Annotated in this window: 12 protein-coding genes and 1 tRNA gene; 5 read left to right on the top strand and 8 right to left on the bottom strand. The window is 37.7% G+C overall.

The features are described 5' to 3' along the window. The first annotated feature begins 18 nt into the window (after positions 1–18). Entirely contained in the window at positions 19–3,339 is a 3,321-nt protein-coding gene (gene carB, locus O4O04_RS13595; protein ID WP_272532301.1) for a carbamoyl-phosphate synthase large subunit, read from the top strand. A gap of 142 nt (positions 3,340–3,481) precedes the next feature. Here the strand turns inward: carB and O4O04_RS13590 are convergent, their stop codons facing one another. The 5 genes from O4O04_RS13590 to O4O04_RS13570 all read right to left on the bottom strand — a co-directional run bounded on the left by O4O04_RS13590 (position 3,482) and on the right by O4O04_RS13570 (position 10,202). Then, positions 3,482–4,252, bottom strand: coding sequence for an arginyltransferase (locus tag O4O04_RS13590; RefSeq protein WP_272532299.1), 771 nt, complete (start codon positions 4,250–4,252; stop codon positions 3,482–3,484). Beyond that, positions 4,218–4,676 carry a DUF1499 domain-containing protein gene (locus O4O04_RS13585; RefSeq protein ID WP_272532298.1) on the bottom strand — a complete coding sequence of 153 codons (459 nt, stop codon included), beginning with the start codon at positions 4,674–4,676 and terminating at the stop codon, positions 4,218–4,220. The genes O4O04_RS13590 and O4O04_RS13585 overlap by 35 nt, the downstream gene beginning before the upstream one ends. A gap of 67 nt (positions 4,677–4,743) precedes the next feature. Then, positions 4,744–6,081, bottom strand: coding sequence for a pectin acetylesterase-family hydrolase (locus O4O04_RS13580; RefSeq protein WP_272532296.1), 1,338 nt, complete (start codon positions 6,079–6,081; stop codon positions 4,744–4,746). Positions 6,082–6,151: 70 nt separating this feature from the next. Further along, complete coding sequence (locus O4O04_RS13575) at positions 6,152–7,945, bottom strand: glycoside hydrolase family 15 protein (RefSeq protein WP_272532294.1); 1,794 nt, start codon at positions 7,943–7,945, stop codon at positions 6,152–6,154. A 67-nt stretch (positions 7,946–8,012) separates the two neighbouring features. Next, entirely contained in the window at positions 8,013–10,202 is a 2,190-nt protein-coding gene (locus O4O04_RS13570) for a bifunctional alpha,alpha-trehalose-phosphate synthase (UDP-forming)/trehalose-phosphatase (protein WP_272532292.1), read from the bottom strand. A 143-nt stretch (positions 10,203–10,345) separates the two neighbouring features. Between O4O04_RS13570 and O4O04_RS13565 the strand changes: the two genes are divergently transcribed. The 4 genes from O4O04_RS13565 to O4O04_RS13550 are packed head-to-tail and all read left to right on the top strand — an operon-like array spanning position 10,346 to position 13,548. Next, positions 10,346–10,945 (top strand): TetR/AcrR family transcriptional regulator, encoded by a 600-nt coding sequence (locus O4O04_RS13565; RefSeq protein WP_272532291.1) that lies wholly within the window; start codon positions 10,346–10,348, stop codon positions 10,943–10,945. Between the two features lie 18 nt (positions 10,946–10,963). Next, positions 10,964–12,070, top strand: a complete 1,107-nt coding sequence (locus tag O4O04_RS13560; RefSeq protein WP_272532290.1) for an alkane 1-monooxygenase — start codon at positions 10,964–10,966, stop codon at positions 12,068–12,070. Continuing rightward, positions 12,071–12,991, top strand: coding sequence for a helix-turn-helix domain-containing protein (locus O4O04_RS13555; RefSeq protein ID WP_272532289.1), 921 nt, complete (start codon positions 12,071–12,073; stop codon positions 12,989–12,991). It begins immediately after the preceding gene. A gap of 23 nt (positions 12,992–13,014) precedes the next feature. Continuing rightward, positions 13,015–13,548, top strand: a complete 534-nt coding sequence (locus O4O04_RS13550; RefSeq protein ID WP_272532288.1) for a carboxymuconolactone decarboxylase family protein — start codon at positions 13,015–13,017, stop codon at positions 13,546–13,548. A gap of 159 nt (positions 13,549–13,707) precedes the next feature. Here O4O04_RS13550 and O4O04_RS13545 read toward each other — a convergent pair whose 3' ends face one another. From O4O04_RS13545 to glnA, 3 genes are all read right to left on the bottom strand, one after another. Next, complete coding sequence (locus O4O04_RS13545; protein ID WP_272532287.1) at positions 13,708–14,019, bottom strand: Cys-rich protein; 312 nt, start codon at positions 14,017–14,019, stop codon at positions 13,708–13,710. Between the two features lie 16 nt (positions 14,020–14,035). Beyond that, positions 14,036–14,109, bottom strand: a tRNA-Met gene (locus O4O04_RS13540). Positions 14,110–14,286: 177 nt separating this feature from the next. Next, positions 14,287–15,726, bottom strand: coding sequence for a type I glutamate--ammonia ligase (gene glnA, locus O4O04_RS13535; protein ID WP_272532286.1), 1,440 nt, complete (start codon positions 15,724–15,726; stop codon positions 14,287–14,289). Between the last annotated feature and the right edge of the window lie 180 nt (positions 15,727–15,906).

Below are 15,906 nucleotides of genomic sequence, written 5' to 3'. Positions count from 1 at the left end.
TGGATGGATGATGGTTTTATGCCCCAAAGACCAGACCTCCGATCCATTCTGATCATAGGCTCAGGCCCTATTGTTATAGGACAAGCCTGCGAATTCGACTATTCTGGAACCCAAGCTACCAAAGCTTTGAAAGAGAAGGGAATCCGAGTCATTCTCGTCAACTCCAATCCTGCGACTATCATGACAGATCCAGAATTTGCTGATGCAACTTATATAGAACCTCTAACGGTTCCAGTATTAGAGAAAATCATCAAGAAAGAAAAACCAGATGCAATTCTTCCCACAGTCGGAGGACAGACTGCACTCAATTTAGCTCTCGCCTTGCATAAAGAAGGAATATTAGAAAAATACAATGTTGAGCTAATCGGCGCTAAAGTAGAAGCCATTCGAAAAGCCGAAGATCGCGAACTTTTTAAAAGAGCAATGGAGAAGATCGATTGCCGGGTATCACTCTCTCATATGGTTTCCGATATGGAAGCGGCAAGAAAGGCTAAAGATGAAATAGGTTTTCCTATCATCATTAGACCTGCGTTTACGTTAGGTGGAACAGGTGGCGGAACTTGTTATAATGAAGAAGAGTTTGAAGAGAAAGCACAGAAAGGCTTAGATGCATCCCCAATTTCTCAGATCCTTGTAGAAGAATCTATGATCGGTTGGAAAGAGTTTGAGTTGGAAGTGATGCGAGATTTAGCAGACAATGTTGTGATCATCTGTTCCATTGAAAATGTTGACCCGATGGGTGTTCATACTGGAGATTCGATTACTGTTGCGCCTCAACAAACCCTATCCGATAAAGAATACCAAAACCTACGTGATATGTCTGTTAGGATCATAAGAGAGATTGGAGTTGAAACTGGTGGATCCAATATTCAATTCGCAGTCAATCCAGAGAACGGCGATGTTATCGTAATCGAAATGAATCCTCGAGTATCTAGATCATCTGCTCTTGCTTCCAAGGCAACTGGTTATCCTATCGCTAAGATTGCAGCCTTACTTTCGATAGGATACACTCTTGATGAAGTTAAAAATGATATAACGCTTGTTACGCCAGCAAGTTTTGAGCCATCCATAGATTATGTTGTAACAAAAGTTCCAAGATTCGCATTTGAAAAATTTCCAGGTACAGATGATACGCTCGGTGTTCAAATGAAAGCGGTCGGTGAAGCGATGGCAATCGGACGAAACTTTCGTGAAAGTTTTCAGAAAGCATTGAGATCATTGGAAACGGATCGATTTGGTCTGGGGTCAGATGGATATTTTAAAGAATTGCTCGAAATTCAATCTATTGATCCTTCTAAATTAAGAGAAACAATAGATGCTAAATTAAGAAGACCTACAGCGAATAGAATTTTCTATGTAAAGCTTGCGCTAGATCTCAATTACACTATAGAAGAAATTTATGCTCTAACAAAAATTGATCTTTGGTTTCTTCATCAATTCTACTTGCTTAAGAAATCAGAAGACGAATTCCGAATCAAAGGCCTTTCCTTCTCTAAAGAAATGAAATCCCAGGGATTTTCGAATAGGCAATTGGCTTACCTCAGCAAAGAAAAAGAAATAAAAAATATACTTCAATCGAATCTTAGTTCTGCTGAAATGAAGGGAAGGATTGAACGTATTCTGAAAGACGAAGAAGCCTTAGTCGAGAAATACAATAGCGATAATAGCATTCTGCCAGTTTATAAAAGAATCGATACATGTGCTGGCGAATTTGAAGCCTTCACTCCATATATGTATTCTGCTTATGAAGAAGAAGATGAATCTGATGTAACAAGCAAAGAATCAGTTATGATTCTTGGTGGCGGTCCTAATCGAATTGGACAAGGAATCGAATTTGATTATTGCTGCTGTCATGCATCATTTGCAATTCAAGATTCTGGAATTGAATCAATCATGGTGAATAGCAATCCCGAAACAGTATCCACAGATTATGATACATCGGACAGATTGTATTTTGAGCCATTGACTTTGGAAGATGTAATTCAAATTTATAGAAAAGAAAAACCGAAAGGTGTAATTGTTCAGCTTGGCGGACAGACTCCTTTAAAACTTGCGAGAGACTTGGAAAAACGTGGTGTTCCCATATTGGGAACTAGCCCAGATTCAATCGATCGAGCAGAAGACAGAAAGAGATTTAATGAAGTTTTAGAGAAGTTAAAATTACTTGCTCCAGCTAACGGAATGGCTGCATCCAAAAAAGAAGCTATAGAGATTGCTGCAAAAATCGGATATCCTGTTCTTGTTCGTCCATCCTATGTGTTAGGTGGACGCGCAATGATGATCGTAAATGAAGAAGATCAACTTATAAAATATATGGAAGAAGCCGAAGAAGTCTCGGAAGATCGACCCATTCTTGTGGACTCATTTCTAGAAGATGCAACTGAAGTCGATGTAGATGCGATCTGTGATTCAGTCGATGTATATATTGCAGGAATCATGGAGCATATCGAAGAAGCAGGAATCCATTCAGGTGACTCCGCTTGTGTTCTTCCTCCGCAACATATTTCCGAGTCGATGATAAAGACCATAGAAGATGCAACTCGCAAGATTGCATTAGAGTTGAATGTGAAAGGATTATTGAATATCCAATTTGCTATCAAGAATGAAGAGCTTTATGTGATCGAAGTGAATCCTAGAGCATCGAGAACCGTTCCATTTGTATCAAAAGCAATCGGAATACCGGTCGTGAAATTTGCAGTTCGAGTTATGTTAGGGGAAAGTTTAAAGTCACTCGGTCTGATTGGCAAATCCAATCCTCCGCTAATTAGCGTTAAGGAAGCCGTTCTTCCATTCAATAAATTTCCTGGAGTAGATATTCTACTTGGTCCTGAGATGAGGTCGACCGGGGAAGTGATGGGAATTGCCAAGACAAAAGGGGAAGCTTTTGTGAAAGCTCAGATCATGGCAGGCGAGACACCTCCAGCTCATGGTAATGTATTTGTTTCGATCAATGATAAAACCAAACCAGAGCTTCTGGAATATGTAAGATCTTTGAGTACGCTTGGCTTTAATATCATAGCAACATCTGGGACTCATAAATTTCTTTCTGAAAGTGGAATCGTATCCAGTCAGATCAATAAATTGCATGACGGGTATTTTCCAAACATTCTAGACTACATCCGTGAAAAGAAAATACATCTTATCATCAATACACCATTGAATAGGTTGACTAGAGAAAGCGCATACGTGATTCGACAAGCTGCGATTAAGTATAAAGTCCCTTGTCTCACAACAGCTAAAGCAGCTAAGGCATTGGTGAATGGAATGATGGAAATGCGCGATAAGGGATTTTCGGTTCAATCTCTCCAAGAAATTCACAATATGAAAACTTCTGGCTAGAAAAATATTTTGACATTAGGAAGTTTAATCTGAGTTAGTCGATGTGGTTGGATTTGCTGTAATTGCTAAATTAGTTTACATTGCTAAATTGGCTGTTATTGATTTCTGATTTACTTCATCACTGTTTGCAATTTTTCAGAATTCATAGAATCGTGTCTGCATTCAACCATTTCTTAGTGATTGGGTGCAAGATTTCTGCTGGTTTGAAATTTTTCTTATAGTCCATTTTTGGATGTCTTGGTATAAATAAACCAAGATGGAAGTAGTCCATCTGCTTTTCATGTTTTCCCCATTGAATGCAAGCTAGTATCATAAAAGTTCCAATTCCGTTTTTTGTATAATCAGGATCATAAACATTGTAAACAGCTGAGTAATTTTTTAATCCGACATCAATAATTCCAAAACCAATCAATTTGTCATTGTCATAGACAGTTATCTCAAGACTGGAATCCACCATAGTGAACATTTGCAAATGCATACTATCAATGGATATATTGGATTCTTCATGTCGACTCTCCATATAACGAAGATATAACGTCTCTTTTTCTCGAGTGAGTTTAGGTTTATGGAAATAATAATTTAAATGTGAGTTCTTTCTAAGATTTTTTAATTGGGATTTATTCGGGAGGAATCGTTCAATCGGTAGGCGATAGGCAATGCAGAGTCTGCATCGATTGCATTGTGGTCGGTAGAGAAAGTCTCCTGATCTTCTAAATCCATTGTTTAGAAAAACATCAATTTCTTCTGGTTCAAGGCTTTTTTCCGAAAAGAAAAATTGCAACCTAGACAAGCGATCATGAAAGTAGGAACATTCATGATCGCGACTAACAGGTAAATTTTCGAGTTCGGATCTCAGTCGGAGAGAATTTAGATTGAAATTATTTCCAACCAAGTTTTGACTGAATCGTCTCAATTCGTTCGCGATTCACACCAAAGTCAGATTTTCCAAGTCTAGATGCTGAACGAAAATGAAGTTTCTTAGTTTTATCGTCAAAGTAAAATTCCACATCATCAACATATCTCATCAACTTGGATGTGTATTCAGCATGGATATAATTATCCGAGTCGACAACGATTTCCGTTCTGTCAGAAGATTCGATAACTTTTAATAACTGTTGTTTAGCCTCTGCCGTGGATGTCGTATATGAAATGGGTGCAAGATAATGCTCATCAGTTGGCTCGCAAAAACTTGAGACACAATTGGGGCTAGACGGACATTCTTTTAACATCCCATTTGAATTGACACCTAGATCACTGGGTCTTGTTCCGGAACAGTTTATCGCAAGTAATGCGATCGAAAAGTTAATCAGGATTGTTGCTATGTATTTTCTTTGCATAATATACCTTTATCTTGAATTTTTTAGCAACAATCAAGTATTATTTTTTAAATGCTTTTCCGATCGATTAATTTGTACAAGCATTTACTTGAACTGATGTTGGCGGAGAGCAACCTGCTGATCGATTTTGGCAATCGTAACTTCGCCAATTGATTCCGCCAGAAATAATATCCTGATACCAATCATATACTAGGCGACCTCCCGAAAATTCTGTATAGAATTTTAAGCTAGTTGAAACTGTGTGAACATCTCCTGCCGCAATATAGTATTTATAGTTCGATGCAAGTGCCGATTTTTGTATCATTTCATTTCTCGCTTGATTCACCCAATCACATGAAACGGCATTGGGTACAAGTCTTCCATCACTCGGTCCCCAAAGAGAAGAAGAATCTGTATATGTTATTGGGGAACTGTAATAAGGAGCTGATCCTTGAATCAACAATTGCACGTTATAAAAAAATCTTTGATTGCCATCGTATTGAGTTGTATATTGTCCAACTCGTGAATTAGGATAGTAATTTGCGACAAGACGAAAGAAATCACCCAATGTTAAATTTCCATTTGCAAAAGTGGCTTTAGTAACACCTGTTATCCAATCCGCAAGATTTGAGCTCGCACTCCAAGCTGTTTCAATGATTGGTTCAAAATTATTTGGGACGATTCCATTGGATGCATCGGATATAAGATGAACTTCCCGTCCAGAAAAGGCTTCTGCAATATAGGGAAAATTGTATAAAGCTCCGTATCCACCTGCAGATTGCCCAGTTACTAGAATTTTAGCATTGGACGGTGGATTGAAGTCTGAAGATTTTCGCATAAAATCTAAGACGGATAGAAAATTTTGAAATCCGCGATGTTTAAAAGGAGTTGAGACTCCAGTAGTTGGATGGTTGTAGGATGTGTCATTCGATCCCCAATGCAAATCTCCTGAGCAATAAGGTATGAATACTATATTCCAATCTTTGAATGGATTGATTGGATTTGTCTCATCCAAAAAACCATTGAACGCATAGCGTGCTGCAAGATTTGAGAAACGATCCGCCTGATTGAAATAAGTTGGAGTACTTGTGCCTAGGCAATTTTTAGCGTCCCAGCAAGCCCCTCCACCCATAAAGTTTATTAAATAATTATTGCTGTTACCTTTTTTAGTATAAAATTTGAAAGTTTGATTGTTGGGAACTCCCGAGCAAGCTGGATCAAAATTAAATGTTTTATTGCCAACAGGTGCAGGAAGTGTTAGAGATATCGAACCCGCCACAGGTGTATGCTCTTGGTAGGGCGTACGAACCGTCTCATAAACCAATGCACCTAGAAGAAGTGTCTCACGATCGGATTCATTGGATTTTTCTTGTGAACAGTTTAAAACAAAGATCAGCAATAAAATGTAAATTTTGATTGTACTCATATTCCAAATTAGTGTACATCCTGAAATTTTTGTCAACTTTATTAAATCTATGTCAAAACTAAATATTTTATTAATATTTCAAAAAGTCAGGCTTATCCAATTTCTTGGCAATTCTGGACGCTGCATTCATCAATCCAACATGGCTATAGGCTTGGGGAAAGTTACCCCATTGACTTCCGTTTTTGGGATCAACGTCTTCACTTAACAATCCAAGAGAATTTGAATATTCAGTTAATTGATCAAATGCTTCGACCGCTTCTGGAATTTTGCCAACACAAGCTAGAGCTTCTACATACCAGAAAGCGCATACAAGAAATGCAACTTCAGGAACACCGAAATCATCGGAATGTTTATAGCGATAGAAAAGTCCTTCTTTCGTTTTTAATTCTTGTTCTAACCTTGCTAGATGGTTGAGCGCTAACTCGGAATTAGGATCAATGTATCCGAGAGTAATCATCTGCAGAAGGCTTGCATCCATATGTTTTGTTCCGATCGCTTGAGTATAAGCCTTCAACTCTGGATTGTAACAAGCTTCAATTTGCTTTCTTGATTTCTCAACTAAATCTAGAGCTATTTTTTCCATTTTCGAATCTTTGAGTGTTCGTGCAATTTGTACGCCTGCGTTAGCTCCAGCCCAATGGAATAAAAATGTATAACAATGCTTTTGCGCTAAGTTTCTAAATTCCCACAATCCTGCATCTGGTTCTTCCATAGTTTCATCAATCATTTTGAGAATATGATAAATCAATTTTGGATTGTGGATTCTTGCCTTTTCTGGAAAACGATTATCAATATAAAGTGGGAGGATAGAAAGAATAACTTGTCCATAGACATCATTTTGTATGTGGGTATAGGCTTGGTTGCCTAAACGAACGGGTTTATTATCAAGATAACCTTGGAGTTCTAGAATTTTCTCTTCGATGATTTTCTCACCCAATATTCCATACAGCGGTTGATATCTTCCTTCTTCTGAAGCGGCAACATTTTCGATGTAATGTGAATATCTTTCCATTTCTTCAAAATGTCCGATAGATGTAAAAGCATTCAAAGTATAATAGGAATCTCTCATCCAACAATAGCGATAGTCCCAGTTGCGAGTACTCCCATTCGATTCAGGAAGACTCATAGTTCCGGCTGCAATGATTGCACCTGTATCCTGAAATTGGTGGATTTTTAGTGCTAAAGCTGATCGTATAACTTTTTCTTGACGAAAGTTTCCGATAGAACAATGTTTTACCCAATTTTGCCAATATTTTCTAGTTTTATAATAAAAATCTTCAACTGTCTGTTCTAGTGGTGCTTCGAAGGGAGATCCACTCGTGAGAACCAAATATTTTGTCTCGGTAAGAACAAACGGGATACCTTTTAATATATGATTCAGGGAAATATTGGCTGTTAGGCGAATTTTGGTTTCAAGACCTTGGAAATTTATATGATTGGAACCATTGTAAGTCTCAGGAACGATCTCCCCATATCCTCCCATTGGTTTGCAGGATGCGACAATTCTTGGATTGCCCGACAGAACTCGAATTTTTCGAATCAACATATTGGGATAGTAGTGCCGATCATTTTGTAGAAATCGTGGAGCAAAATCAATCAACTCAAAGCTTCCACCGTCATCTTCAAAGACTGTTCTAAGAATATTTGTATTCTCAACATATTCTTGATAAGATTTATAATCTGAGCCGGCAGGTCTGACGTAGAATTCGCCACCTTTTTGTGAATCGAGAAGTCCTCCGAAAAGAAAACTGGAATCAAATCTAGGCCAACACAACCATACTACATTTCCTGTCTTGTCTATATGCGCAATGTAACCACAATTTCCAACAATACCCATATCATAACTATGTCTGGTTGATTTCATTTCTAATCCTCAATAAGTTTTCATTTTTCAATGTAAAGTTTAATATTTATTAACCAACAATTCTCAATTAACTAGAGATTCCATTTAGGAATTCTCGAACTTCTTCATAATCTTTTAAGTTGTATGTTGCATTTGATGGACCGAGACCAACTTTTATAGATACGGCATGGGAGGGTAGTGCACGAAATAAATCTTCATCGGTCCAATCATCTCCAATGGAAAGAATTTCATCAGGTTTATAGATTTCTATCAAATCCAAGCCCGCATATCCTTTGCTAATTCCTGTGTTTTTTACTTCGATTACTTTGTTGCCTTGAAGTACGGATACATCCATATTTGCTGTAAAATTTACAAGATCATCAGTGAGTTCCTTAACTCGAACTTCTGCTAACTCTGGATCAGCATTTCTATAATGGAATACTAGAGAAAAATTCTTTTCTTCAACAAATGATCCAGGCAAACGATCCGAATTTTGTTCTAGTATAGGACTGATTCTTGGTTTCCAATCATTCGGTGCCTGCTTGAATAGTCGCCAATCTTTGCCACGTTCACGAATCCACGCACCATGTTCCGCAACTATAGACACATCTACTCCCGTCATCCAATCGATCAGTGTTTCCCGATCGCGACCACTTATAATGATGATCTCTGTGTTTTCCATTCGTGACAACTTAACGAGTAAGGACTTAAGTTCTTGCGACGGAAAAGCAAGTTCTGGTTTTTTTTGAAAGGGAACTAGAGTTCCATCATAATCAAGAAATATCAATTTCTTCTTATTATTGGAAAATTGATTGAATATTTTTTCACGGATTGTTTTGTCAATAAGTTTGCTTTTCAATTTATTCTGGAAGGTTTTTCTCAGATCAAGAGTCTTCATAAAATCACTAGCCCAGCGAACAACATCATAACGTTTGGTTCTCTGTTGCAATACTGTATTTCTCTGGATCTGCTCTTCCTCCTCCATTTCTAGGGCTTCGAGTATAGCATCTGCCATTTCTTCAATATTATTTGGATTCACGATAATTGCTTCTCCCAATTCCTTGGAAGCACCAGCAGTCTCACTGAGTATCAGTACACCTTTTTTGTCGGTCTTGGAGGCTATATATTCTTTTGCTACGAGGTTCATTCCATCACGAAAGGGTGTAACTAAGATAGCATCGCTCATTCTATAAAGGGGAACCAACTCATCTATGTTCAACATTCTATACTGATATCGAATAGGTGTCCAATCGAGAGTTGCGAATTTACCGTTGATTCTACCTACGATCTCATCGATCGCCTTTTTCATTTCCTGATACTGGTCAACTTCTTCTCGTGAAGGAACAACTATCAAAATTAGGTTCGCTTTGGTTTTCCAATGCGGATATTTTTCTAGGAATCGTTCAAAAGCTTCGAGTCTCGCATAAACTCCCTTCGAATAATCCAATCGATCTACCGAGAGGATGAGTCGCGTGGAACCAAATGCTCTTCTGTTCTCTAATATAACCTCATCGGATTTGGGATTGGAGGCAATTCTTGCAAATTTTTCAAAATCAATCCCCATAGGAAAAGTATCCACTTTTACCAAACGATTTTCGTAGATGATTTCTCCAAAATTAGTCTCTAATCCTAAGATCCGTAGTATGCAATGTAGGTAGTATTGAGTGTAATCGTGGGTATGAAACCCGATTAGGTCAGCTCCGAGCAGTCCAGCTAAGAGATTTTTTCTCCAAACAGCGGGGAGCAGACGGAAGATTTCATAAGTTGGAAAAGGGATATGTAGGAAAAAACCAATTTGTACGTTGGGGAACCTCTTTCGGAGGAGACCTGGTAACAAAAGTAAATGATAATCGTGGATCCAAATCATATCTCCAGGTTGGATGATTTCTGAGACTGATTCCAAAAATATTTGGTTTACCTTTTCATAAGCATCCCAATATTCTGGATCATACTCCGTAAAGGTTGGAAAATAATGGAATAGAGGCCAGATCGTTTTATTACAAAAGCCATAGTAGAATTTTTCATTGAGGGATTCGGGGATTTGCACTGGAAAAGCATTGTATTTTTGGAATGCTTCCATTTTTACAAATTCAAGAGTTTCTTGAGACAACTCTCTACCCGGCCAGCCGAGCCAGACATAATCAAGAGAATCTCGGACGGTATCCAGATAAGCGGATACTCCAGTTACCAATCCTCCTACGCTGGGCAGGATTTCGACTCGACCATTTTCCTCTTTAATATTGATAGGCAAGCGATTTGAGATTAAAACGAGGCGCATATGTCTACTATTCAGGAAAAATAGCAGAGAACCAGGGTTTTTTAAAAAAAAACTCGGTTAGGAAAAAAATATAAAATAACGCTTGATCAAAATAAAAATAGAATAAAGATTGAACAAGCGTTCTAAATAGGACGGAAAATGAAATGCCCAAAATTGTGAATCATGATGAATACCGAGCTGAATTGCTTAGGAAAGCCTTCCAGTTATTTGCTAGGAAAGGATATTCAAAAGTTACTATTCGAGAGTTAGCCAAGGAACTTGGAGTGTCAACGGGCACTTTGTATCACTATTTCGAGAACAAAGATGTTCTTTTTGAACAAATGGTTCATCTACTCGCAAATGATGATGTGGCACAGCTCTACGGAATGGAGATTCGCAACAAAGATCAGTCGACACAAGTAGCGATTGAAGTTTTGTTCCAATTCATTTACGCAAAAGAGTTCTATTTCCAGAGCGTCATTCTCATGGTTTGCGATGTTTATCGCTACAATGAGGAGGGGCATAAGTTGAGTGTTTTGATGGAATGGCTAAATATCTATCGTAATGCCATTACGGATCATTTGCAAATTGAGAATAAAGATCTGGTGAATATGTTGTTAAGCATATTGATTGGAACGACTTTTCAGAGAATGCTAGATCCACAAGGAGTAACTTTTGCCCAGACAAGTGATATGCTACAAAAGGTCTATCCGTTCCTTGCTTCTGGATTATTGCTTGATAGTAAGAAATTAGGTAACGAATAGATCCTCCTAGGAGGAGATATGATTGCGTTCAAAAAGTACACCTACTTAATTTGTTTCGTACTGCCACCGTTAGTCTACTTAGCAACAAGGCTCGGTGGCCTTTACTTCTATTCAGTGCCAATACTTGTGTTTGTATTGCTTCCGATTCTGGATTTGTTGATTGGCAAGGATTCAACCAATCCAAGTGAAGATGAAGTTCCCGATCTCCAAAATCAAAAGTTCTATAGGTATCTTACGTATCTATGGGCATTTTTGCAAGTTGGCTTTGTTATATGGGCAACTATCTACATAACACAGAGTTCTCTCGAAATCTATGAAGGGATAGGATTTTTACTATCTATTGGAATCATAACTGGTGGAATCGGATTCACCGTAGGTCATGAGTTAGGTCACAAGAATACAAAATGGGAACAATTCCTTTCCAAAATGATCTATATGACTGTGTCCTATATGCATTTTTTTATCGAGCATAATAAAGGACATCATGTCAATGTATCTACTCCTGATGATCCAGCAACCTCTCGTTTAGGAGAATCGTTCTATCGATTTCTTCCGAGAACTATTTGGGGCGGACTCAAAAGTGCTTGGGATATTGAGACAACTAGACTTAACAAAAAAAATCTATCTGCCTTTCACTATCGTAACGAGATGCTCTGGTATCCGCTTGTGGTTCTTGCTTTCTCTGGATTCTTATTGCTTGTCAGCTTTTTATTGACTCATGAAATCCAGTGGATTGCAATCGGTTTCTTTTATTCTCAATCCCTGATCGCAATCATCTTGCTGGAATCAGTGAATTATATCGAACATTATGGATTGAAGAGACGGGAATTTGCCGACGGTAAATTTGAAAGAGTACAACCTATTCATTCTTGGAACGCTAACCATTTTTTAAGCAATGCACTTTTGTTCCATTTGCAAAGACATTCGGATCATCATGCAAATGCTGGAAGACGATATCAAGCGCTTCGTCATTTTGAAGAAAGTCCGCAACTACCAGCAGGTTATGAAGTGATGATTCTTGTTGCGATGGTTCCACCTCTGTGGAGAAAGATCATGAACCCGATCTTGGAGAATTGGAAATCTAATCGCTATGAGAAAATTAAGGAAATTGCAGTAGAAGTTTAAATGATTTTAATCCATGAGATTCTATTGAAGGGATCATTCTTTGGTTATACGGATGATTGGATAATGATCCAGGATATTCATCAATCCAGAAAAGAGATCATGCATATTTTGTGGAACCGTTCGCATGAGACAAAAGAATTTTTTTGTGATGATAAGTGGATTAGTTTGCCAGCAAATTCATTAGCGACTTTAAATTCTCTCTATCATATTCGAATGGATGAGCGCTCGAACGGGATTGTGAGTTTCTTCTTTAATCGAGATTTTTATTGTATTCGTGATCATGATCATGAAGTGTCTTGCAACGGAATCTTATTCTTTGGAGCTCAAGAAATTCCTATAGTTTCAATTCCCAAGAGTAAAGAGCAAATGTTCGACGCGCTATGGAGCGTTTTTATAGAAGAATTGAAGATTGATGATCCGATCCAAAATGAAATGTTGCTTGCTCTATTGAAAAGATTTATCATTCAAATTACAAGGATTGTAAAGGAAAACAAAAATTTAAACAGTTTAGATTCCGTAAATCTTGATAAGATTAGAAGATATCATATGTTAGTTGATGAATTTTTTCGAACCAAAAAGAAAGTTTCTGATTATGCAGTTCTTCTGGGAATTGCTCCGAATTCATTGAGTAATCTTATGGCGGAATCCAATCAAATCTCTCCATTAAGCGTGATTCACAATAGAATAATATTGGAAGTTAAGAGACTATTGCTCCATTCAAATAAATCATTAACAGAAATTACTGAAGAGTTGAATTTCGAGGATTCAGCTCAATTGAGTAAATTATTCAAGAAAAAAACAAACTTCTCACCTATGGAATTCAAAAAGCAATTTATGAATCCAATAAATTTCACAGCAAAAGGTAATATTGACAAGAAAAAAGGGAATTCTGACATTTACAGGCTCATAAAAGCAGAGTAATATATTTTCATAAAGGGGATATTATGAGAGTATTTACAGTTCCAACCAAAGAAGAAGTGAGTTCAACCAACCAAGGTATTTTTGATAATCTTAAGGCTGGATTGGGTTTTGTTCCCAATCTTTATGCAACCATCGGAAAATCAAATTTTGCCCTTGATTCATATCTCAAGTTCCAAAACGCCAAATCTTCATTAAGTGGTAAAGAGAGAGAAGCTATCAACTTAGTGGTAAGTCAGTTCAATCATTGTGTGTATTGCCTAAGTGCACATACTGCAATCGGTAAAATGAAAGGTTTTAGTGATCAAGAAATTATGGAAATTCGTAAGGGAATAGACAATTTTAATCCTAAACTTAAATCCCTGACAAGATTGATTAAATCCGTTATGGAAACAAAAGGCAAACCAGATGCGAAGCTTGTTGAGAATTTCTTTGATGCAGGATATACAGAAGAAAATTTGATCGATGCGATTGTCATTGTCGGAGATAAAATTATCTCCAATTATATACATGGTATCACTCAAATTCCTGTTGATTTCCCGGTTGCCGAAGAGATCTAAGAATTGATTAGAAAAATTTTTATTAAGGAAATCAGAAACTAATTCAGTTTTTAAATCAATTGCCTGTAAAATAAAAAACCCGAGTTGCCTCGGGTTATCAAGATAGTCAAAGCCATCCATGCAAATCAAACATTGGCACGGATAGATTGAGTAAATTTCTTATTTCTGAACTGCTGCTGTGATACAGTTCCAATAGACTTGACAAGAGTTTTTGCTTTTGTCATAACAAGCTTCAATAGATTTGTAATATTTTGGTTTCTTGCAATTGAGTTCGCAACCTTTCTTGAGCATATCTTTCTGATCTGCTGTTGCATTTGGGTTTCTCTCTACTACACAGTTGTAGTATTGACTGCATGCTGCAGGACATTTTTCGAATTCGGCTTGCAAAGGTACTTGGGAAAAAATCCCAATTCCTATCATCAAAAGGCTCGATAGAACTATTTTGTTTATGGAAGTTCTTAAGATTTTCATAGTTGTCTCCTATTCTTAGCGATGCAGGGATTCGAACCCCGGACCTGTGGATTATGATTCCATCGCTCTAACCAACTGAGCTACATCGCCTCTTCAAACTATTCGACAGAAAAAACAAACTCTTGAGTTTGCTTTTTACCATTTTTTTTAAAGATAAGAGTGGGTCAAATTCTTTGAAAAAGAAGAATAAAAAAGAAAGTAGGGAACTTTATCCCCAAAACCAAGGTAGTTAACCCTGGCTTTGGGAGATATTGTAAGTTTAGTTTCTTAGCAAGAATAAGTAGAGATGAACTCGAATGGGTGAGGTCTTCCTTCCCATGGCCAAATTTCTGTCTCAAACTTATACGCCTTGTAAGTGTGAATGAAATCTTCTGTGAAGACATCACCTGCTTTCAAGAACGCTCTGTCCGCAAGCATTTCCTCAACAGCTTCTCTAAGAGTATGAGGCATTTGACGGATTCCTTTTTCACGGATCTCATCTAGACTCAATTCAAAAAGATCTTCTTCACGAGGTGGTCCTGGATCAATTTTGTTCTGAACTCCATCAATTCCGCCCATTAGCATCGCAGCAAATGCAAGATATGGATTCGCTGTTGAATCAGGGAATCGGAATTCTACCCTTTTTGCTTTGTCTCCCCTAACGAAAGGAATACGACAAGAAGCAGAACGGTTCATTGCAGAATATGCAAGGATGGAAGGAGCTTCGAATCCAGGAATCAATCTTTTGTATGAGTTGGTTGATGCATTGGAATAAGCTGCAATCGCTCTTGCATGCTTAAGAACTCCACCAACATAATTCATCGCTAGATCAGAAAGTCCTTCATAACCGTTACCAGCAAATAAGTTCTTTCCGTTTTTCCAGATGGATTGATGGCAGTGCATACCGTTACCATTATCTCCGTAGAGTGGTTTAGGCATGAAAGTCGCAGTCTTACCGTGTTTGTGAGCTACGTTCTTTACAACATATTTCAGCTTTTGAACATTGTCCGCCGCTTCAATTAGTGTTCCAAATTTGACTCCAATCTCACCTTGACCTTGTGCCACTTCATGGTGAACAACGAAAGTTTCTAATCCGATTTCATGAAGTGTTTTTACAATCTCTGCTCGGATATCAACTTGTGAGTCAACTGGTGCAACTGGAAAGTATCCACCTTTTGTTCCTGGTCTATGTCCAGAGTTGAATGTAATTTTTGTTGCATTCTTGCCTGGAATTTCTTCGTGCATATTCCAGATTCCTTCAACGCTATCAATTTCATAGTATTGGCAGTTGATCTCATCTCTTACTTTTAAGCTGTCAAAAATGAAAAATTCATTTTCTGGACCAAAGTATGCTGTATCACCAATACCTGATTCTTCCATGTATTTAAGTGCTTTCTTTGCAATGCTTCTTGGGCATTTATGGTAGGCTCTTTTTTCGTAAATGTCATAAACATCACAAAAAATTACCATTGTCTTGTCGGCAGTAAACGGATCCATAAATGCAGTTCCAGCTTCTGGAATCAATTGCATGTCTGAACGGTTGATGGGTTGCCAAGATGGGATGGAACTTCCATCGAAAGGTAGTCCGTCAAAAGACTCCTCTGTAATGGAATTCACATGATAAGACACGTGATGCCAAGCTCCCTTGATATCGGTAAAACGAAAGTCATAGAAAAGTATACCTTGCTTCTTTGCGAAGTCAATAGCCTCTTTCGCTGTTTTAAACATACTATCTCCTTTTGTGAAGTTTGTTTCGCTTAAACTTCTTGCTCATTATAGAAAGCAAAATCTATGCCAGACAAAAAGCTACGAGAAAAGCCAAAATGACGAAATTTTTAGCAGATCTCGAAATGATGCGCCCTTATTATTAGCATAATGATCAAAATAATAGCAAAAAGATTAAAATAT

The organism is Leptospira sp. GIMC2001, assembly GCF_028462125.1.
Lineage (GTDB): Bacteria > Spirochaetota > Leptospiria > Leptospirales > Leptospiraceae.
The sequence above is the reverse complement of the archived record's forward strand: the minus strand, read 5'-3'. Positions and strand labels throughout refer to the sequence as shown.